Annotated in this window: 10 protein-coding genes, 3 rRNA genes and 2 pseudogenes; 13 read left to right on the top strand and 2 right to left on the bottom strand. The window is 38.8% G+C overall.

The genetic code is table 11. The features are described 5' to 3' along the window. Nucleotides 1-37: 37 nt before the first annotated feature. The 12 genes and pseudogenes from lepB (at nt 38) to IGI65_RS08665 (ending at nt 14,003) form a co-directional block, all read left to right on the top strand. Nucleotides 38-547 (top strand): signal peptidase I, encoded by a 510-nt coding sequence (lepB, locus tag IGI65_RS08610; protein WP_438773927.1) that lies wholly within the window; start codon nt 38-40, stop codon nt 545-547. Nucleotides 548-561: 14 nt separating this feature from the next. Continuing rightward, nucleotides 562-1,077 (top strand): GNAT family N-acetyltransferase, encoded by a 516-nt coding sequence (locus IGI65_RS08615; protein WP_071864680.1) that lies wholly within the window; start codon nt 562-564, stop codon nt 1,075-1,077. Between the two features lie 244 nt (nt 1,078-1,321). Beyond that, nucleotides 1,322-3,790 (top strand): glucosaminidase domain-containing protein, encoded by a 2,469-nt coding sequence (locus IGI65_RS08620; RefSeq protein WP_438773928.1) that lies wholly within the window; start codon nt 1,322-1,324, stop codon nt 3,788-3,790. A gap of 182 nt (nt 3,791-3,972) precedes the next feature. Next, nucleotides 3,973-4,365 (top strand): annotated as a pseudogene (locus IGI65_RS08625) (PRD domain-containing protein); the annotation flags it as partial. Nucleotides 4,366-4,377: 12 nt separating this feature from the next. Then, nucleotides 4,378-5,030: pseudogene (locus tag IGI65_RS08630) on the top strand (HAD family hydrolase). Nucleotides 5,031-5,123: 93 nt separating this feature from the next. Continuing rightward, nucleotides 5,124-5,306, top strand: a complete 183-nt coding sequence (locus IGI65_RS08635) for a hypothetical protein (RefSeq protein ID WP_071864671.1) — start codon at nt 5,124-5,126, stop codon at nt 5,304-5,306. Between the two features lie 604 nt (nt 5,307-5,910). After that, a 16S ribosomal RNA gene (locus tag IGI65_RS08640) occupies nt 5,911-7,469 on the top strand. Between the two features lie 231 nt (nt 7,470-7,700). Continuing rightward, nucleotides 7,701-10,615, top strand: a 23S ribosomal RNA gene (locus tag IGI65_RS08645). A 77-nt stretch (nt 10,616-10,692) separates the two neighbouring features. After that, nucleotides 10,693-10,808 (top strand): 5S ribosomal RNA (gene rrf / locus IGI65_RS08650). The 16S, 23S and 5S rRNA genes sit together here, the layout of an rRNA operon. A 148-nt stretch (nt 10,809-10,956) precedes the next feature. Beyond that, entirely contained in the window at nt 10,957-12,006 is a 1,050-nt protein-coding gene (locus IGI65_RS08655; RefSeq protein WP_438773929.1) for a DUF1002 domain-containing protein, read from the top strand. 123 nt (nt 12,007-12,129) lie between these two features. Next, nucleotides 12,130-12,993 carry a viral A-type inclusion protein gene (locus tag IGI65_RS08660; RefSeq protein WP_438773930.1) on the top strand — a complete coding sequence of 288 codons (864 nt, stop codon included), beginning with the start codon at nt 12,130-12,132 and terminating at the stop codon, nt 12,991-12,993. After that, complete coding sequence (locus tag IGI65_RS08665; protein ID WP_438773931.1) at nt 12,993-14,003, top strand: hypothetical protein; 1,011 nt, start codon at nt 12,993-12,995, stop codon at nt 14,001-14,003. Before IGI65_RS08660 ends, IGI65_RS08665 begins: the two co-directional genes overlap by 1 nt. Nucleotides 14,004-14,072: 69 nt before the next feature. On the opposite strand, the gene IGI65_RS08670 is transcribed toward IGI65_RS08665, so the two are convergent. Beyond that, the gene (locus tag IGI65_RS08670; protein WP_438773932.1) at nt 14,073-15,413 is read right to left on the bottom strand and encodes an amino acid permease; all 1,341 of its coding nucleotides are present in this window, start codon (nt 15,411-15,413) and stop codon (nt 14,073-14,075) included. Between the two features lie 277 nt (nt 15,414-15,690). Here IGI65_RS08670 and IGI65_RS08675 point away from each other — a divergent pair, with 277 nt between their 5' ends. Continuing rightward, nucleotides 15,691-16,323, top strand: a complete 633-nt coding sequence (locus IGI65_RS08675; RefSeq protein ID WP_438773934.1) for a thermonuclease family protein — start codon at nt 15,691-15,693, stop codon at nt 16,321-16,323. Between the two features lie 221 nt (nt 16,324-16,544). Here the strand turns inward: IGI65_RS08675 and IGI65_RS08680 are convergent, their stop codons facing one another. After that, on the bottom strand, nt 16,545-16,820 hold the full coding sequence (locus tag IGI65_RS08680) for a hypothetical protein (RefSeq protein WP_071865661.1): 276 nt from the start codon (nt 16,818-16,820) through the stop codon (nt 16,545-16,547). Between the last annotated feature and the right edge of the window lie 41 nt (nt 16,821-16,861).

The raw sequence follows: 16,861 nt of genomic DNA on the forward strand, positions 1-16,861 counted from the left end.
ATTTTGGATAAATTGAACCTGTCAAAGGATGGTGTTTATGAAAAAAATGAAGATATCGTTGCGGGATATCGGGATTTTCGGCGGTTTTATTGCCATTTTAATAATCATTCGAATATTCATTTTCTCACCAGTAATCGTTGACGGGTCTTCCATGGCGCCAACGCTTTATGATAGTGATCGAGGCTTTGCTTTGAAAATTGGGAAATTGCAACGCTTTAGTATCGTAGTGTTAAACAATCCGGATCAGTTCAGTGAAGAGGAAAAATTTATTAAACGCGTCGTAGGCTTGCCAGGTGAAAAGATTGAATACAAGAATAATAATCTATATATTAATAATAAAGCGACAAAAGAAAATTTTAAAACCGAGGATATGATTTGGGAAATGGATAATTTTATTTATCAAATTGCTCCGGGTGAATATTTTGTTTTAGGAGATAATCGGGATCACTCAACCGATAGTCGTAATTTTGGTTCGATTCACCGCGACGAGATTATTGGGACATTTCGTTTACGTTTTTATCCAATTAGTTCGTTTCGACTATTTTAAATGAGGAGTATAAAATGCAAATACAATTAGCCACACAAAAAAATCTACCTGAAATTATGGAAGTAATTGAAGATGGACGTGCCTTTTTAAAGCGTCAAGGACTACCACAGTGGCAAAATGGTTATGGCCCTAGTGAAGCGCAAATGGCAGAAGATATTGCCAATCAATTTTGTTTTATTGCCATTTTGAAAGGAAAAATAGTTGCTGTAGCTAGTCTTATAAGAGGAGTTGATCCTGTCTATAGTGAAATAACGGGTGCTTGGTCTTATGAGGATGAAATGGGCTATATTGCCATTCATCGTGTCGCTGTCAGTAGAGATTTCACCAAACAAGGTATCGCGCGTCAATTTTTAACTGCACTAATCAAAGTAGCGCAGGAGCAAGGCTACAAAGATATTAGAATAGATACATATCCTGATAATAAGCCGATGATTAAGACGATTGAAGCTTTGGGATTTTTTTACTGTGGTCAAGTCCATTTTCCGATACCAGCGGGGGTACGCAATGCTTATCAGTTAGTTTTAGCTTAATTTTAGTTATTTATACTTTTTTTTGCTGAAAACTGGCGTCAAAATAATAAAATTTATTTATTAAAAATGGTTGAACCAACGCCGGATGAATCTGAATCTGCTTGTTTTCCTTGGGGCAGTAGGATTCTTTTTTTTATTTCTGTTATCTTTACAATTGTTATTTTAATAAAAATACCCTTCTTGCTTAGAATTCCATGAGAATGTGTGCTAAAATAATAACGAGGTAATAAAAGGGGGTTGCTCTATGAAAAAAAGAAATAGTTTGCGCTTGCGACGAGCGCTTTCGGCATTTAGTGTGCTGTTGGTTTTGTTTTCCCAAAGCGCGCCTGCTTATGCAAATGTAGTTGCTACTAGTGGTTCTAGTGAGGCAGTTTTAGAAAGTACAACAGAAACAACAACGAGTGAAAGTGAAGAAGAACAAGTTACTCCACCAACACCGGTTATTGTAGATAAGACAAAATTGGAACAACAACTTAGTCTGTTAAAAGAAGTGATGGCTAATGCGCAACAGTACCGACCATCAACTTATCCAGCAGCAAAAATAAATCAGCTTTATCAATTGGGCAGTGAGTTGGTTGCTGCTACTGAATCTGATCAACAAACAGTTGATGAATGTACTAATGAGATAGAAAACGTAAGAAGCGCTTTAGAACTTAAAGCTGATAAAACTAATTTACAAGCTTTACTAACTAAAGCTACAAGTTTTAAAGAAAGTGACTACACACCGGCTTCTTTTAAGAGCTTAAAAACACAAATTGACCTGGCAACACAGATTTCAAAAAATGAAGATGCAACAAATGAACAAGTGGCGACTGTTCAAATTGATTTACAAAAAGCAATTGATGGACTAGAAAAAGTAGTCACACCAAAACCAGATCCAAAACCTAAGCCACAGCCAAAACCAGATCCTGTGCCAACGCCAAAGCCAAAGCCTAATCAATCTACTGCAAATAAGCCAAATAAACCAAGTACGTCAACTAATAATGACAAGTCAAAAACAAATAGCACTCAGGCTAAGACACCAAAACCTGCAAATCAAGGACCTAGTCAAAAGGAAAATGCAACATCACTAGATAAAGACTTAGTCGTAGACAGTTTGACTGATTCTAATTTAAATGGATTTGAGCTTCCATTGTTGAGTAGCTTTAAAGATAAAAAACAGGCAGCTTTGATTGCAGCGGCGTTAAAGACGTTGAATAAACCCTTTGAAAAAAACGGCAAAGCACCGGAAGCCTTTAATAACTTAGGCTTACCAAACTACTTATATCATGAAATTTTTGGAATCACGTTAGGCAAAACATACGATGAAATGATAAAAGTAAATCAGCAGACAACTCTAGAAAAAGCCCAACCAGGCGATTTACTTTTTTGGCAAAACGATAAAAAAATAAATAAGGTTGCGCTATATCTGGGTCAAGGAAAATACATGCTAGCGACAGATGAAAATCATGAGGCGTTAAAAGAGCAACGCCAATTAAAAGAAGAAGCAAAAGAAGATGCTGATAAAGAAAATAATAATGAAAACAAACAAACAGAGCTACCCGGCGTTCAAATCTTTACACTTCAAGGTTATGAGGTAAACGATGCTGGTGTGGTGAAAATTAACGATGATGCTGTTAAAGCAGATGAAAAGACAACCTCTTCTTTAAGTGAAAAATATGGAGTGTCAGAAAATCCAAACGTCGTTATAAGTATGCCAACAGATTTAAACTTAACTGAAAAAGGCCAAGAAACATTAGATAGCTATGCTGCTACGATTGATTTCAAAGTTAACCCGATTACGCAACGTTTCATTGAATCCATTGCTGATGATGCAAGGGAGTTAGGTTTAAAATATGATGTTTTTGCATCTGTAATGATTGCGCAAGCTATTTTAGAAAGCGGATCTGGCGCAAGCGGCTTATCACGAGCTCCTTATTATAATTTATTTGGCATTAAGGGCTCTCACGCTGGTTCATCGGTAGCTATGAAGACAATGGAAGATAACGGTAATGGTGAATTGTATCAAATTACAGCAAATTTTAGAAGCTATCCGAGCTATAAAGAGTCTTTAAAAGATTATGTTGAATTAATTCGTGGTGGAATTGCTGGTAATGACAGCTTTTATAAAGCAGCTTGGCGTTCTGAAGCGGGTAATTATTTACAAGCTACCGATCATTTAATGGGAAAATACGCAACCGATACGCAATATAGTAACAAGTTAAATTCAATTATTGCTGCATATCATTTGACGCAATTTGATGAGCCTAAAACACCAGAAGGCACTCAAACGGGCGTAGTCATCCAATCGCGCCAAAATATTCCTATGTACTATCGGAATAAAATGATTTTTCCAGATTATGATGGTAAAAACTACAATACTTCTGGTTCTTATCCAGTCGGTCAGTGCACGTGGTATGTTTATAATCGGATTACACAACTCGGTGGTCGCGTTGATAACTTTATGGGAAATGGCGGAGAATGGGGCCAAAAAGGAGCAAAACTGGGTTATAAAACCACAAGTACGCCAAAAGTTGGTTATGCTGTAAGTTTTCATCCTGGTATAGCTGGCTCTAGTACAACGTATGGACACGTTGCTTTTGTTGAAGCAGTAGGTCCTGATGGAATTTTAGTTTCTGAAGGAAATGTTATCAGCCCAACAACTATTTCTTATCGTATCATTCCAAATAGTATCGCGCGTTCAAGTAACGTAACATATATTGCACCAAGGTAATCAGATAAAAAAGACAGTCATCGATCTTTGATGACTGTCTTTTTTTTAGCAAAATTAGGGAAATTTATTGTAAAAGATCAATCTTCTTTGTATCTCAACACTTCGCAGAAGATAGCTCAACACTGTTTAAATAAAAGTGAATTGTGTTGGAAGTGTTGGGAGAAATGCGTATTAGCCGCTTTTTAAAAGGCTATTTTGATATTAGTGATAAAGCGTTGAAAGAACAGTTGATGTTTAGTTTTTCAATTAATAAAATTATAGAGAATTTAACCATTTTAGATGCGACTAAGCTTTTGCGACTAGTGCAAAGTGCTGTTTCTTTAGCAGAAGAAAATTTAGGAATTACATTGTCAAACAGCAAATTATTTTTACTTTATTTACATTGCTGCTGTATGATTGAACGAATTTTAAGGAAAGAAAGCGTAGATGAACAAACAGACTTAATACCTTATGTGGAACAGGCGGGTTCTGAGATGGAACTGATCCATCGCGCTTTTCGAAACGTTGAAAATGAATATACCATCAAGATTTCTGACTTAGAATTGCGTCTAATTCACGAAATTATTAATGGTTAAGGAGAGGTTACAATGACTTTAGGTGTAATTTTTGACATGGATGGGGTTTTAATCGATTCAGAAAGTTTTTATTTTGAACGCCGAATGAATTTTTTTAAGGAAAAAAAACTAACTCCAGGCTCAAAAGATAAACTTGACTTTGTTGGATTAACAGAAGAGGGGATTTGGCAAGTATTAGTTCCAGACGTAGAAAATCGGGCAATCCTAAAAAAAGAATATCAAAAGTATCGCAAAGCACATCCGCTTGATTTTGTGAAAGCTCTAAGATGTGATGTAAAGGAAGTGTTAACTTACTTAAAGTATAATCAAATAAAAATAGCGTTAGCTTCCTCTTCTTCAGAAAACGAAATCAAAGCGATGTTACATCAAAATAATTTAGAATCTTTTTTGATTTTATCATTTCAGGTGAAAGTTTGACCAAAAGTAAACCACATCCTGAAATTTACCTGCTTTCAAAAGAAGCTTTACATTGTGATAATTATATTGCAGTGGAAGATTCACCAGTAGGAATAGCTTCGGCCAAAGCGGCTCAACTATATACGATAGCATTAAAACAAGATTTTCCAATTAACCAAAATGAGGCAGATTTAATTATAGATAATCTGTCTGATGTGATTAATGTGGTGGAAAATTGGAGTAAGTATAAAATTATGAGGAACACATAACCTTCATAAGATAATTGCAATTTGCGAAAATCACTTGTCCAATCAACTCTACATTTGGTAAGATGACAATGATTTGAAAAAGGAAGGTGCCTCATGAAAAAAAGATTGAAGAAAAAGCATGCTTATAAAAAATATATTCATGATATTTTTACCGGATACGAAAAAATGATCAGTGAACCAGAATTAGAGCAATTGACTTTTTCGTATTTGAATGAAGAAACAATTATTTATCGCGATGAAGACAAACGTATACGCTTTTTAACACGAGATAAATAAGTCTTAAGGAGATGAGAGTCTCCTTTTTTTGTGAAAAATTTTTAACGAATTATAATAGTTAAATAAAGAACAAAATGAATGTTTTGAGACTATTAAATCTCGGATAACTGGATTTTATAAGTATGAAAGCGCAAAAAAAGCGAATGAAACAAAAAAATGATTTTCAGTTTGATTTTTTTCGATGTACTGAGCAAATAAAATCATTGACCCAAAGCCGGAGAAGTGATAAATTAATCAACGTTGACGAAGCAGTCACACAGTTGAAAACAACTTGAAATATTCTTGAAAAAAGTTGTTGACAATTGTAACAATGATTGCTAAACTAACGAAGTTGCTTAGTGAGCAGCACTTTTATGAAATATCATTTCAAAAAGCTTTTAAAACTTTTTGAAAAAAACAGTTGACAAACAAAACGTCAGCTGATAAGATATAAGAGTTGCTGAAACATTTAAAAAGCAACGATGTAGACCTTTGAAAACTGAACAAAGCAAGCAAACGAACCAATGTGTAGGGCGCTTCTATTAATAGAAGCAAACAACATGCAAGCAATAGCTAGCAAAGTTAATTTTATTGAGCTTAACAGTCTGATGACTGTTCAAACACTTTTTATGAGAGTTTGATCCTGGCTCAGGACGAACGCTGGCGGCGTGCCTAATACATGCAAGTCGAACGCTTCTTTTTCCACCGGAGCTTGCTCCACCGGAAAAAGAGGAGTGGCGAACGGGTGAGTAACACGTGGGTAACCTGCCCTCAAGCGGGGGATAACACTTGGAAACAGGTGCTAATACCGCATAACAATAGTAAACACATGTTTATTATTTGAAAGGCGCTTTTGCGTCACTTGAGGATGGACCCGCGGTGCATTAGCTAGTTGGTGAGGTAACGGCTCACCAAGGCCACGATGCATAGCCGACCTGAGAGGGTGATCGGCCACACTGGGACTGAGACACGGCCCAGACTCCTACGGGAGGCAGCAGTAGGGAATCTTCGGCAATGGACGAAAGTCTGACCGAGCAACGCCGCGTGAGTGAAGAAGGTTTTCGGATCGTAAAACTCTGTTGTTAGAGAAGAACAAGGATGAGAGTAAAAAGTTCATCCCTTGACGGTATCTAACCAGAAAGCCACGGCTAACTACGTGCCAGCAGCCGCGGTAATACGTAGGTGGCAAGCGTTGTCCGGATTTATTGGGCGTAAAGCGAGCGCAGGCGGTTTCTTAAGTCTGATGTGAAAGCCCCCGGCTCAACCGGGGAGGGTCATTGGAAACTGGGAGACTTGAGTGCAGAAGAGGAGAGTGGAATTCCATGTGTAGCGGTGAAATGCGTAGATATATGGAGGAACACCAGTGGCGAAGGCGGCTCTCTGGTCTGTAACTGACGCTGAGGCTCGAAAGCGTGGGGAGCAAACAGGATTAGATACCCTGGTAGTCCACGCCGTAAACGATGAGTGCTAAGTGTTGGAGGGTTTCCGCCCTTCAGTGCTGCAGCAAACGCATTAAGCACTCCGCCTGGGGAGTACGACCGCAAGGTTGAAACTCAAAGGAATTGACGGGGGCCCGCACAAGCGGTGGAGCATGTGGTTTAATTCGAAGCAACGCGAAGAACCTTACCAGGTCTTGACATCCTTTGACCACTCTAGAGATAGAGCTTCCCCTTCGGGGGCAAAGTGACAGGTGGTGCATGGTTGTCGTCAGCTCGTGTCGTGAGATGTTGGGTTAAGTCCCGCAACGAGCGCAACCCTTATTGTTAGTTGCCATCATTTAGTTGGGCACTCTAGCGAGACTGCCGGTGACAAACCGGAGGAAGGTGGGGATGACGTCAAATCATCATGCCCCTTATGACCTGGGCTACACACGTGCTACAATGGGAAGTACAACGAGTTGCGAAGTCGCGAGGCTAAGCTAATCTCTTAAAGCTTCTCTCAGTTCGGATTGTAGGCTGCAACTCGCCTACATGAAGCCGGAATCGCTAGTAATCGCGGATCAGCACGCCGCGGTGAATACGTTCCCGGGCCTTGTACACACCGCCCGTCACACCACGAGAGTTTGTAACACCCGAAGTCGGTGAGGTAACCATTTGGAGCCAGCCGCCTAAGGTGGGATAGATGATTGGGGTGAAGTCGTAACAAGGTAGCCGTATCGGAAGGTGCGGCTGGATCACCTCCTTTCTAAGGAATATTACGGAAACTACACAGTTTGTAACTTGTCTTTGTTCAGTTTTGAGAGGTCTACTCTCAAACAATTTTGTTCATTGAAAACTGGATACTTGAAGAAAAAAATCAAAACAAACCGAGAACACCGCGTTGAATGAGTTTTTTAATAAGTTCAATTGCTTATTTTCTTGAGTAAGCTTCTATCGCTAGAAGAACTGCTCAAAACCAGACCGAAAGGTCTTATAAGGTTAAGTGAATAAGGGCGCACGGTGGATGCCTTGGCACTAGGAGCCGATGAAGGACGGGACTAACACCGATATGCTTTGGGGAGCTGTAAGTAAGCTATGATCCAGAGATTTCCGAATGGGGGAACCCAGCATCTTTTATAGGATGTTACGTATACGTGAATACATAGCGTATACGAGGTAGACGCAGAGAACTGAAACATCTAAGTACCTGCAGGAAGAGAAAGAAAAATCGATTCCCCAAGTAGCGGCGAGCGAAAAGGGACCAGCCCAAACCAAGATGCTTGCATCTTGGGGTTGTAGGACTCCGATATGGTAGTTCTTTCAGATAGTCGAATGACTTGGAAAAGTCAGTCAAAGAGGGTAAAAACCCCGTAGACGAAATTTGGAAGGCACCTAGGAGGATCCTGAGTACGGCGGAACACGAGGAATTCCGTCGGAATCCGGGAGGACCATCTCCCAAGGCTAAATACTCCCTAGTGACCGATAGTGAACCAGTACCGTGAGGGAAAGGTGAAAAGCACCCCGGAAGGGGAGTGAAATAGATCCTGAAACCGTGTGCCTACAACAAGTTAGAGCCCGTTAATGGGTGATAGCGTGCCTTTTGTAGAATGAACCGGCGAGTTACGATTGCATGCGAGGTTAAGTTGAAGAGACGGAGCCGCAGCGAAAGCGAGTCTGAATAGGGCGAATGAGTATGTAGTCGTAGACCCGAAACCATGTGATCTACCCATGTCCAGGTTGAAGGTGCGGTAAAACGCACTGGAGGACCGAACCCACGTACGTTGAAAAGTGCGGGGATGAGGTGTGGGTAGCGGAGAAATTCCAAACGAACTTGGAGATAGCTGGTTCTCTCCGAAATAGCTTTAGGGCTAGCGTCGAAGTGAAGAATGATGGAGGTAGAGCACTGTTTGGACTAGGGGCCCATCTCGGGTTACCGAATTCAGATAAACTCCGAATGCCATTCATTTATATTCGGCAGTCAGACTGTGAGTGATAAGATCCATAGTCGAAAGGGAAACAGCCCAGACCACCAGCTAAGGTCCCAAAATGTATGTTAAGTGGAAAAGGATGTGGGGTTGCACAGACAACTAGGATGTTGGCTCAGAAGCAGCCACCATTTAAAGAGTGCGTAATAGCTCACTAGTCGAGTGACCCTGCGCCGAAAATGTACCGGGGCTAAACATACTACCGAAGCTGTGGAGTACACCGTAAGGTGTATTGGTAGGAGAGCGTTCTAAGGGCGTTGAAGGTAGATCGTGAGGACTGCTGGAGCGCTTAGAAGTGAGAATGCCGGTATGAGTAGCGAAAGACAGGTGAGAATCCTGTCCACCGAATGACTAAGGTTTCCTGGGGAAGGCTCGTCCGCCCAGGGTTAGTCGGGACCTAAGCCGAGGCCGACAGGCGTAGGCGATGGACAACAGGTTGATATTCCTGTACCCGTTGTATTTGTTTGAGCAATGGAGGGACGCAGGAGGCTAAGAAGTGCAGACTGATGGATATGTCTGTTCAAGCAGTAAGTCTTGAGATGAGTCAAATGCTTATTTCTATAAGGACAAGCTGTGATGAGGAGGGAAATAATAGTACCGAAGCTTCTGATGTCACACTGCCGAGAAAAGCTTCTAGTGAGAAGACAACGGCCCGTACCGCAAACCGACACAGGTAGTCGAGGAGAGAATCCTAAGGTGAGCGAGAGAACTCTCGTTAAGGAACTCGGCAAAATGACCCCGTAACTTCGGGAGAAGGGGTGCTGACCGCAAGGTCAGCCGCAGTGAATAGGCCCAAGCGACTGTTTATCAAAAACACAGGTCTCTGCAAAATCGAAAGATGAAGTATAGGGGCTGACGCCTGCCCGGTGCTGGAAGGTTAAGAGGAGTGCTTAGCGTAAGCGAAGGTACGAATTGAAGCCCCAGTAAACGGCGGCCGTAACTATAACGGTCCTAAGGTAGCGAAATTCCTTGTCGGGTAAGTTCCGACCCGCACGAAAGGCGTAACGATTTGGGCACTGTCTCAACGAGAGACTCGGTGAAATTTTAGTACCTGTGAAGATGCAGGTTACCCGCGACAGGACGGAAAGACCCCATGGAGCTTTACTGTAGTTTGATATTGAGTGTCTGTACCACATGTACAGGATAGGTAGGAGCCGTAGAGATCGGGACGCTAGTTTCGAAGGAGGCAATGGTGGGATACTACCCTTGTGTTATGGCCACTCTAACCCGCACCACTAATCGTGGTGGGAGACAGTGTCAGATGGGCAGTTTGACTGGGGCGGTCGCCTCCTAAAAGGTAACGGAGGCGCCCAAAGGTTCCCTCAGAATGGTTGGAAATCATTCGCAGAGTGTAAAGGCAGAAGGGAGCTTGACTGCGAGACTTACAAGTCGAGCAGGGACGAAAGTCGGGCTTAGTGATCCGGTGGTTCCGCATGGAAGGGCCATCGCTCAACGGATAAAAGCTACCCTGGGGATAACAGGCTTATCTCCCCCAAGAGTCCACATCGACGGGGAGGTTTGGCACCTCGATGTCGGCTCGTCGCATCCTGGGGCTGTAGTCGGTCCCAAGGGTTGGGCTGTTCGCCCATTAAAGCGGCACGCGAGCTGGGTTCAGAACGTCGTGAGACAGTTCGGTCCCTATCCGTCGCGGGCGTTGGAAATTTGAGAGGAGCTGTCCTTAGTACGAGAGGACCGGGATGGACTTACCGCTGGTGTACCAGTTGTCTCGCCAGAGGCATCGCTGGGTAGCTATGTAGGGAAGGGATAAACGCTGAAAGCATCTAAGTGTGAAGCCCACCTCAAGATGAGATTTCCCATTTCTTAAAGAAAGTAAGATCCCTGAGAGATGATCAGGTAGATAGGTCAGGAGTGGAAGTACAGTGATGTATGGAGCGGACTGATACTAATCGATCGAGGACTTAACCAAAGTAAAAGAAAACTCGGACGAGTTTTGATAACTTCAAGATCCAGTTTTGAGTGAATGAAATTCACTTAATTAAATAGTGTGGTGGCGATAGCGAGAAGGATACACCTGTAACCATGCCGAACACAGAAGTTAAGCTTCTTAGCGCCGATTGTAGTGAAGGGTTTCCCTTTGTGAGAGTAGGACGTCGCCACGCAATGACAAAGCCAAGTCAATTCAGACTTGGCTTTTTTTTGATTTTAAAATTACATAAAAATGATAAAGTAATTCTTAAAATATCTTTTTTTATTGTATTCATTCATCTAAATTGTCTACAATATTATTATCATGAGAGGAGTAGTACGATGAGTATAAAAAATAAAAGAAAATCAAATTATTTATTACCTATTATAATCGCAATGTTATTAACGTTTTTTATTGGTCTAGCCAAAAACGCTTCTGCTGCTGAAGACGCGGTAATTAATGAACGTTGGGGAAAGCCTACGGTTGTTTTAGGATCAGCCTTAAATAGTACCCAAAGAGCTGAAACTTTGGAGAAATTTGGAGTAAGTGTAGATGCTGTTAATATCGATGTTGCAAACGGTGCGGACTTAGTGAAATATTTAGGTTATGGTAGCGGAGATGATAATGTTATGTTCAGCTCTGTCATGGTCACAAGAGAAAATGAAGGCCAAGGTGTTAAAGTTGATATTTTAACACCAGAAAATATAACATTAATTACTGCTGATCAGTATAAAAATCCTTTGATTACTGCCGGTATTACAGACGCAACAATTAAAGTAGCCAGTGTAGTTAAAGTGACTGGTGAAAGTGCGTTAACTGGCGTTTATAAAGCTTTTGAAGCAAATGGCGAAAAAGTTGATGAAAATCGAGCAAAATTAGCCCAAGAAGAATTGGATACAACGCAAAGTGTGTCAGATACAATTGTTAAAAACGCTGCAGAAAAAAATGCAAACGAAAACTTAACTGAACAAGAGCAAGAAAAAGCAGATGAAGCTTATCGTACCCAATTAAATCAAACATTGGTGGAAATCAAACAAGAATTAGCTGCTTTAAAAGAAAAACAAGGTGAGCTAGCTACTAAAGCAGATGTTGAGAAAATTGTTAATGATGCCCTAGCAAAATATAATTTATCTGATTACATGTCAAGCGAGGATGTCAATAAATTAGTGTCTTTAGCTGAAAAATATCAGAAAACTGATGGTGTTTTAGATAAGAACTCACTAGCACAATTAGACAAACTCAGTGATAGTTTTAATAAAACTGTTAATAAATTAAGTGATGAACTGGGATCTTTTGGTGAGAAACTAAAAGGAACATTAAATGACAACCAGGGATTTTTCAGTAATTTATGGCAGAGTATTAAAGATTTCTTTAATGGCCTTTTTAATTAATGTCTACCCGCAGTCGAGGCGATCTCGTTACTGCGGTTTTTTATTATCTAGTGTGTTCAAATAACGCTTATTCACTATTTAATGCTAAAATAGTACTATATTGTGGTGAAAGAAGGGATTAAGATGAATAACGATTATGAAGAAACAAATTTGAAGTCCACTGAAGTTGAAGACTCAAAAAGTTTTAGTGAGATCAAAGAAGTTGCTTCAAAAAACATTGGTCAAATGTTGCATGATTTGCAAGATTTTGAATTAGCGATTACAGAAGAACGAATTCCCGATATTTATCGGATATATAACGGCCGTTTACATGACGAGCTGAAAAAAACCTCAAACGCAAACCACGAAATCGATAAGTTATTAACGAAAAAAATTCATGATAGTTTTTTAGAAACATTTCCATTTATGCAACATCATGAAAAAGTTTCTGAAACTTTAAATTATTATCGCATTGGTGATTATTATCGACAAAGAGCAACAGTAGGGATTGATGCTAGTTTACCAGAAATTTTTATTATTCCTAAAATTGATAGCCAGTGGGAAGCATTTATCACCGATCATGAAGGTCCAATGAGACAAATTGAACAAGAAATTGATCAACTTACTGCTAATGCAATCATGGCTCAAAAACAAATCGAAAAATTAGATGAAGAAATTAAGGAGCTTAATCAAAAAGAAAAAGCAGTTGAGAATACCAAAGGATTTTTTAATCGAAATAAAGCAGATGAAGAATTGGATGTTATCGTAAAACAAAAGGAAGAATTGGAAAAACAGCGGGCCCAGTGGCTACCATACGTTGAAAAAAAGGAACAAACGGCCCAACAAAAAGCGACTTTAGAAAATAATTACCAACAACTAAGATTAAACCGAGCTGTCGTTATTAAGGAATTTCGCCAAATTAACCGTTATTTTGGCAGCTTAGAAGACTTACAAAAACAGTTGCAAACTTTCTTAGCCGACTACTTGAATCAAGGAGGGGAAGCGTAATGGGAGAAGAAAATAACAATTTGGAAGAAAAAGAAACGGTAGCAGAAAACGTTAGTTCAACGCAACCACCTACTGATTCGCAGATAGAAGATACTACTGGGGCGACTAATTTAGCAGAAGATGGTCTGACTTATGAAGCAACAAAGACTACAGAAGAACAAGCGTATCAGCAAAACAAAGAAAATGATCATGATGAAATTGTGCGATTAATTGCAGCGTCTGAGGCAGAACTGGCGGACTTAAAACTACGTAAATCATTAATGGAAGCTGACTTTACAGAATTGTTAGAAGAATATAAACGACTGATTATTCCTCAAGTTGAAATCTCGGTAATCGCTAAAAAAATTCTATTAGAATATTTCTCCTATGAGCTTTTAAAACCACTACATTCGGTTGGGTTAAAACCAGCCGAAAATAATTATGATGTGTGGGAAACAAAACACTTCTTAGTTCAATACTATTTAGATGAATCACAACAATTAATTTTTAATTTTAAAATTAATCCCGTTGATCAGCGTTTCACATCAGAATTCATGCCACTATTGACGCTTGATGTTAAAAATATGAAAGTGACAATTAAAGATGATGAAGTTTTGCGATTAATTCATCTTTGGTATGCTGACAAAGTTTTTTCAGAAAGTCAGCTATCTTTAGTGAACTACGATATTAATTTATTGTTACAACACTTACGCAGTCTTGGCTTTGAAGTAGCGGCTACGCTGTTGGATAATACGCAAAAATTACACGTTGAACTTGAGACAGAATATCAGCTATCAACTTCAGTTTTAGACGAAATATTTATCATTGCAATGGAAAATGAAGACTATGATTTTGAAAAAGTTGAAAGGCATCATTATGAAGTTTTACTGGATCAAGAGCAAAAAGTTGCCATTTATCCTGGTAACAAGGGACTAACATCATTATTTATTGATTCCAATCAAAGACGTCGTTCACTTTTAGACTTTTTTACCAGCTATGCTTTTTTAGTACCATTACTCGTTCGTAATTAATTTAAAAAGACCTTCTATCTACCATTTACCGAAAGTAGATAGAGGGTCTTTATTTCTAATGTAAATGAATTAATCTAAAATGCTATCAGTAATCATTCCACGTTTTTGTAAAAAATAAGAAACAACAATTAAACCATACATCACAATTGTAACTTCGGTAACTACTAAATTACTGGTGGTTAAAATCGCAATAAAAATACAAGTTAAGCTTAATAATGTAATAATATTGATTATTCGTTTGACAAAAGAGGTATTGTTTTGCTGCAAGTAACGGAAATAAGCTAAACATAACATTAGCCAAATTAAAAGAACCGTATATGATAGTGAACCGACTAAATAATTGAAAAGTGATTCACCAAAAAGATAAGATAATAAAACACCAACATAAAGCATTCCTGTCGAGAACATCACTGCTCGATTTGGTACACCATGTTTATTTAAACGCATAACTTTACTGAATTTTTTTGTTTTTGAAAGTTGTAAATGTAAAATTCTAGAAGATGCATAGATACCTGAATTAATGGAAGAAAATAAGGCGAATACAATCACCAAATTCACAATATCTGCGGCAAAAGGAATTTGCATTTTTTCAAAGACTAATACAAATGGACTTGCATCTGAATGTGCCAACGTTTGCCAAGGATAAATTACTAATAATAAAAACATAGGTACGATATAAAAGGCGATAATACGAAATAACACACTACGAATTGCCTTGGGAATTGATTTTGCCGGATCTTCTGTTTCCCCCATAGCAATAATTACCAGCTCAGTACCACCGTATGAATAAACCACTAATAGTAAAGAATTTAGTAGTCCTTGGATTTTATGAGGAAAAAAGCCACCATGACTCGTTAAAGAACTCATAGTAGGAACTAAGCCTTCATGAAGAATTCTGCTTAAGACGAGATAACTGGCAAACACGATTAATAAAACAACGACACTAATTTTTCCCATCGTTAACCAAAATTCTGTTTCTGCAAAAATTTTAACAGATAAAAAATTAATCATTGTCGTCAGGATAGAAATAATCAAAATAAAAACCCAAGCTGGTACATCGGGAAACCAGAGTTGCATAAAGCTTGCCGCTGCGACTGCTTCAGCAACGATATTAATCATCCACATCGTCCAGTAAAGCCAATCGGTAAAATAGGCCGAAAAAGCGCCGATATAAGGTGCCACTACTCCGGATAAACTCTGAGCGTGACTGTTATTGACGGCTAACGTACCGACAGCGTTCATGATACTAAATAATAATAATCCGCCTAAAAAGAAAGCAAGAATAACAGATGGACCTGCCAAATTGATCGCTTCACCACTTCCTTTAAATAAACCAGCACCAATCGCGCCTCCCAGCGCCAGCATAGTAACGTGGCGGGAATGCATTTTCTTTTGTAATTTATTTTCCATTTTTTCACCTAGCTTAAAAGGCTTTGTTAAATAACAAATACCTAAGATTTTAAAGAACAAACAGTATCATACTGGAATATTCTGAAAATTTCAACACTCTATTGTATAAATTTTCTCAAAATTATATTTCATTTGTCCAAATCTTAAATTTAAGGCATAATAAATGGATAATTGAGGGTGAATTACAGTAAAGGATAAATAGGTTGCAGTAAAGTGAAGGCTTTTATTTTTTAATAATGTAATTATTATCTGACAACAAACTTTTTAAGGTGGAAAAATGAAGAAAAAAATTAGTTTTGGCGGGATTTTAACAGTTTTAGTAGTTGTTATTATACAAGTTACAGGTATATTACCCTTTGATCATGAACTGACATCACAAGAAACCCACACTACAGTTACTAGTAACCAACAACTTTCGCTTGAAAATGTTGATTTAAATAATCCGCCTCGTTTCAAAAAAATCGCGGTTAATAACATACGCAATGTGGATGGTGATACATTTGCTTTTTATTTTCACCAAAAAGAATACAAACTCCGACTTTTAATGGTAGATACGCCCGAAAGTGTCAAACCAGGTATGAAAGTCCAACCTTTTGGCAAAGAAGCAAGTGATTTTTCAAAAGAAATGTTAAAAAAGGGAAACGTTAGTCTCGTTTTTGATAAGGGAAGTATAAAAGATAGTTATGGGCGCTACTTAGCTTATGTTTATATCGGAGATGAAATGCTACAGACGGCCCTTTTAAAGGCAGGATTGGGTATTGTACGTTATGTGAACGCTGGTGGCGATAGTTATGTTTCAAAATTAATGACGGCACAAGAACTAGCGCAAAAAAATAAGCGCGGGGTCTGGCAAAAAGATAACTATGTCGTCAAAAAGAAAAATGGTTATTATCAGTACAATGAAAATTAGTTTTACAATTATAATTGCACACATAAAAGGATTAGCCTGAGCAATTATGTAATCAATATATGCTATCTCAAAAAATCAGTATACAAGGTATTTTGCGTTTAGATGCATTTAGTAGCAGAAATAGTTAAAAATAGTTAGAAAGAAAAAAACTCTGTCAGCAAAGCCACCAAAATTAGCGATTTTTACTAATCTTGCAGTGGATAAAGCAGACAGAGAATTTTTTATTCTTCAGCTAGGATAACCCGTACCATCTTGTCTAAAAATTCTTCTTCAGTCATCGGATTTTCTGGATCTTCATGAGAGAACGCTTTTTCGTGTTTTTGACCATCTGTGAAGCGATAAGTATCTTTTGGACTAATAAAGAAGAAATAATCTTTTTCGCCTTCAATATAGAGGACTTCTTTTTCCTCAGGATACTCGACTGTGACATCCATCACAGTGATACCGGATACATGATTTGTCAAATAATCTTCTGCTTGTTTCATTGTTAATGCCATGATTATCAATCCCTTCACCTTTATAATACCACTATCTTAAA

Origin of the sequence: Enterococcus sp. DIV0755b, from assembly GCF_051713765.1 — a bacterium.
Taxonomy (GTDB): Bacteria; Bacillota; Bacilli; order Lactobacillales; family Enterococcaceae; genus Enterococcus_C; species Enterococcus_C canintestini.

Coding starts and splice junctions, on each gene's coding strand:
- IGI65_RS08665 (WP_438773931.1), top strand. CDS start 12,993: ATGGGAGAAGAAAATAACAATTTGGAAGAAAAAGAAACGGTAGCAGAA.
- lepB (WP_438773927.1), top strand. CDS start 38: ATGAAAAAAATGAAGATATCGTTGCGGGATATCGGGATTTTCGGCGGT.
- IGI65_RS08675 (WP_438773934.1), top strand. CDS start 15,691: ATGAAGAAAAAAATTAGTTTTGGCGGGATTTTAACAGTTTTAGTAGTT.
- IGI65_RS08615 (WP_071864680.1), top strand. CDS start 562: ATGCAAATACAATTAGCCACACAAAAAAATCTACCTGAAATTATGGAA.
- IGI65_RS08660 (WP_438773930.1), top strand. CDS start 12,130: ATGAATAACGATTATGAAGAAACAAATTTGAAGTCCACTGAAGTTGAA.
- IGI65_RS08655 (WP_438773929.1), top strand. CDS start 10,957: ATGAGTATAAAAAATAAAAGAAAATCAAATTATTTATTACCTATTATA.
- IGI65_RS08635 (WP_071864671.1), top strand. CDS start 5,124: ATGAAAAAAAGATTGAAGAAAAAGCATGCTTATAAAAAATATATTCAT.
- IGI65_RS08620 (WP_438773928.1), top strand. CDS start 1,322: ATGAAAAAAAGAAATAGTTTGCGCTTGCGACGAGCGCTTTCGGCATTT.
- IGI65_RS08670 (WP_438773932.1), bottom strand. CDS start 15,413: ATGGAAAATAAATTACAAAAGAAAATGCATTCCCGCCACGTTACTATG.
- IGI65_RS08680 (WP_071865661.1), bottom strand. CDS start 16,820: ATGGCATTAACAATGAAACAAGCAGAAGATTATTTGACAAATCATGTA.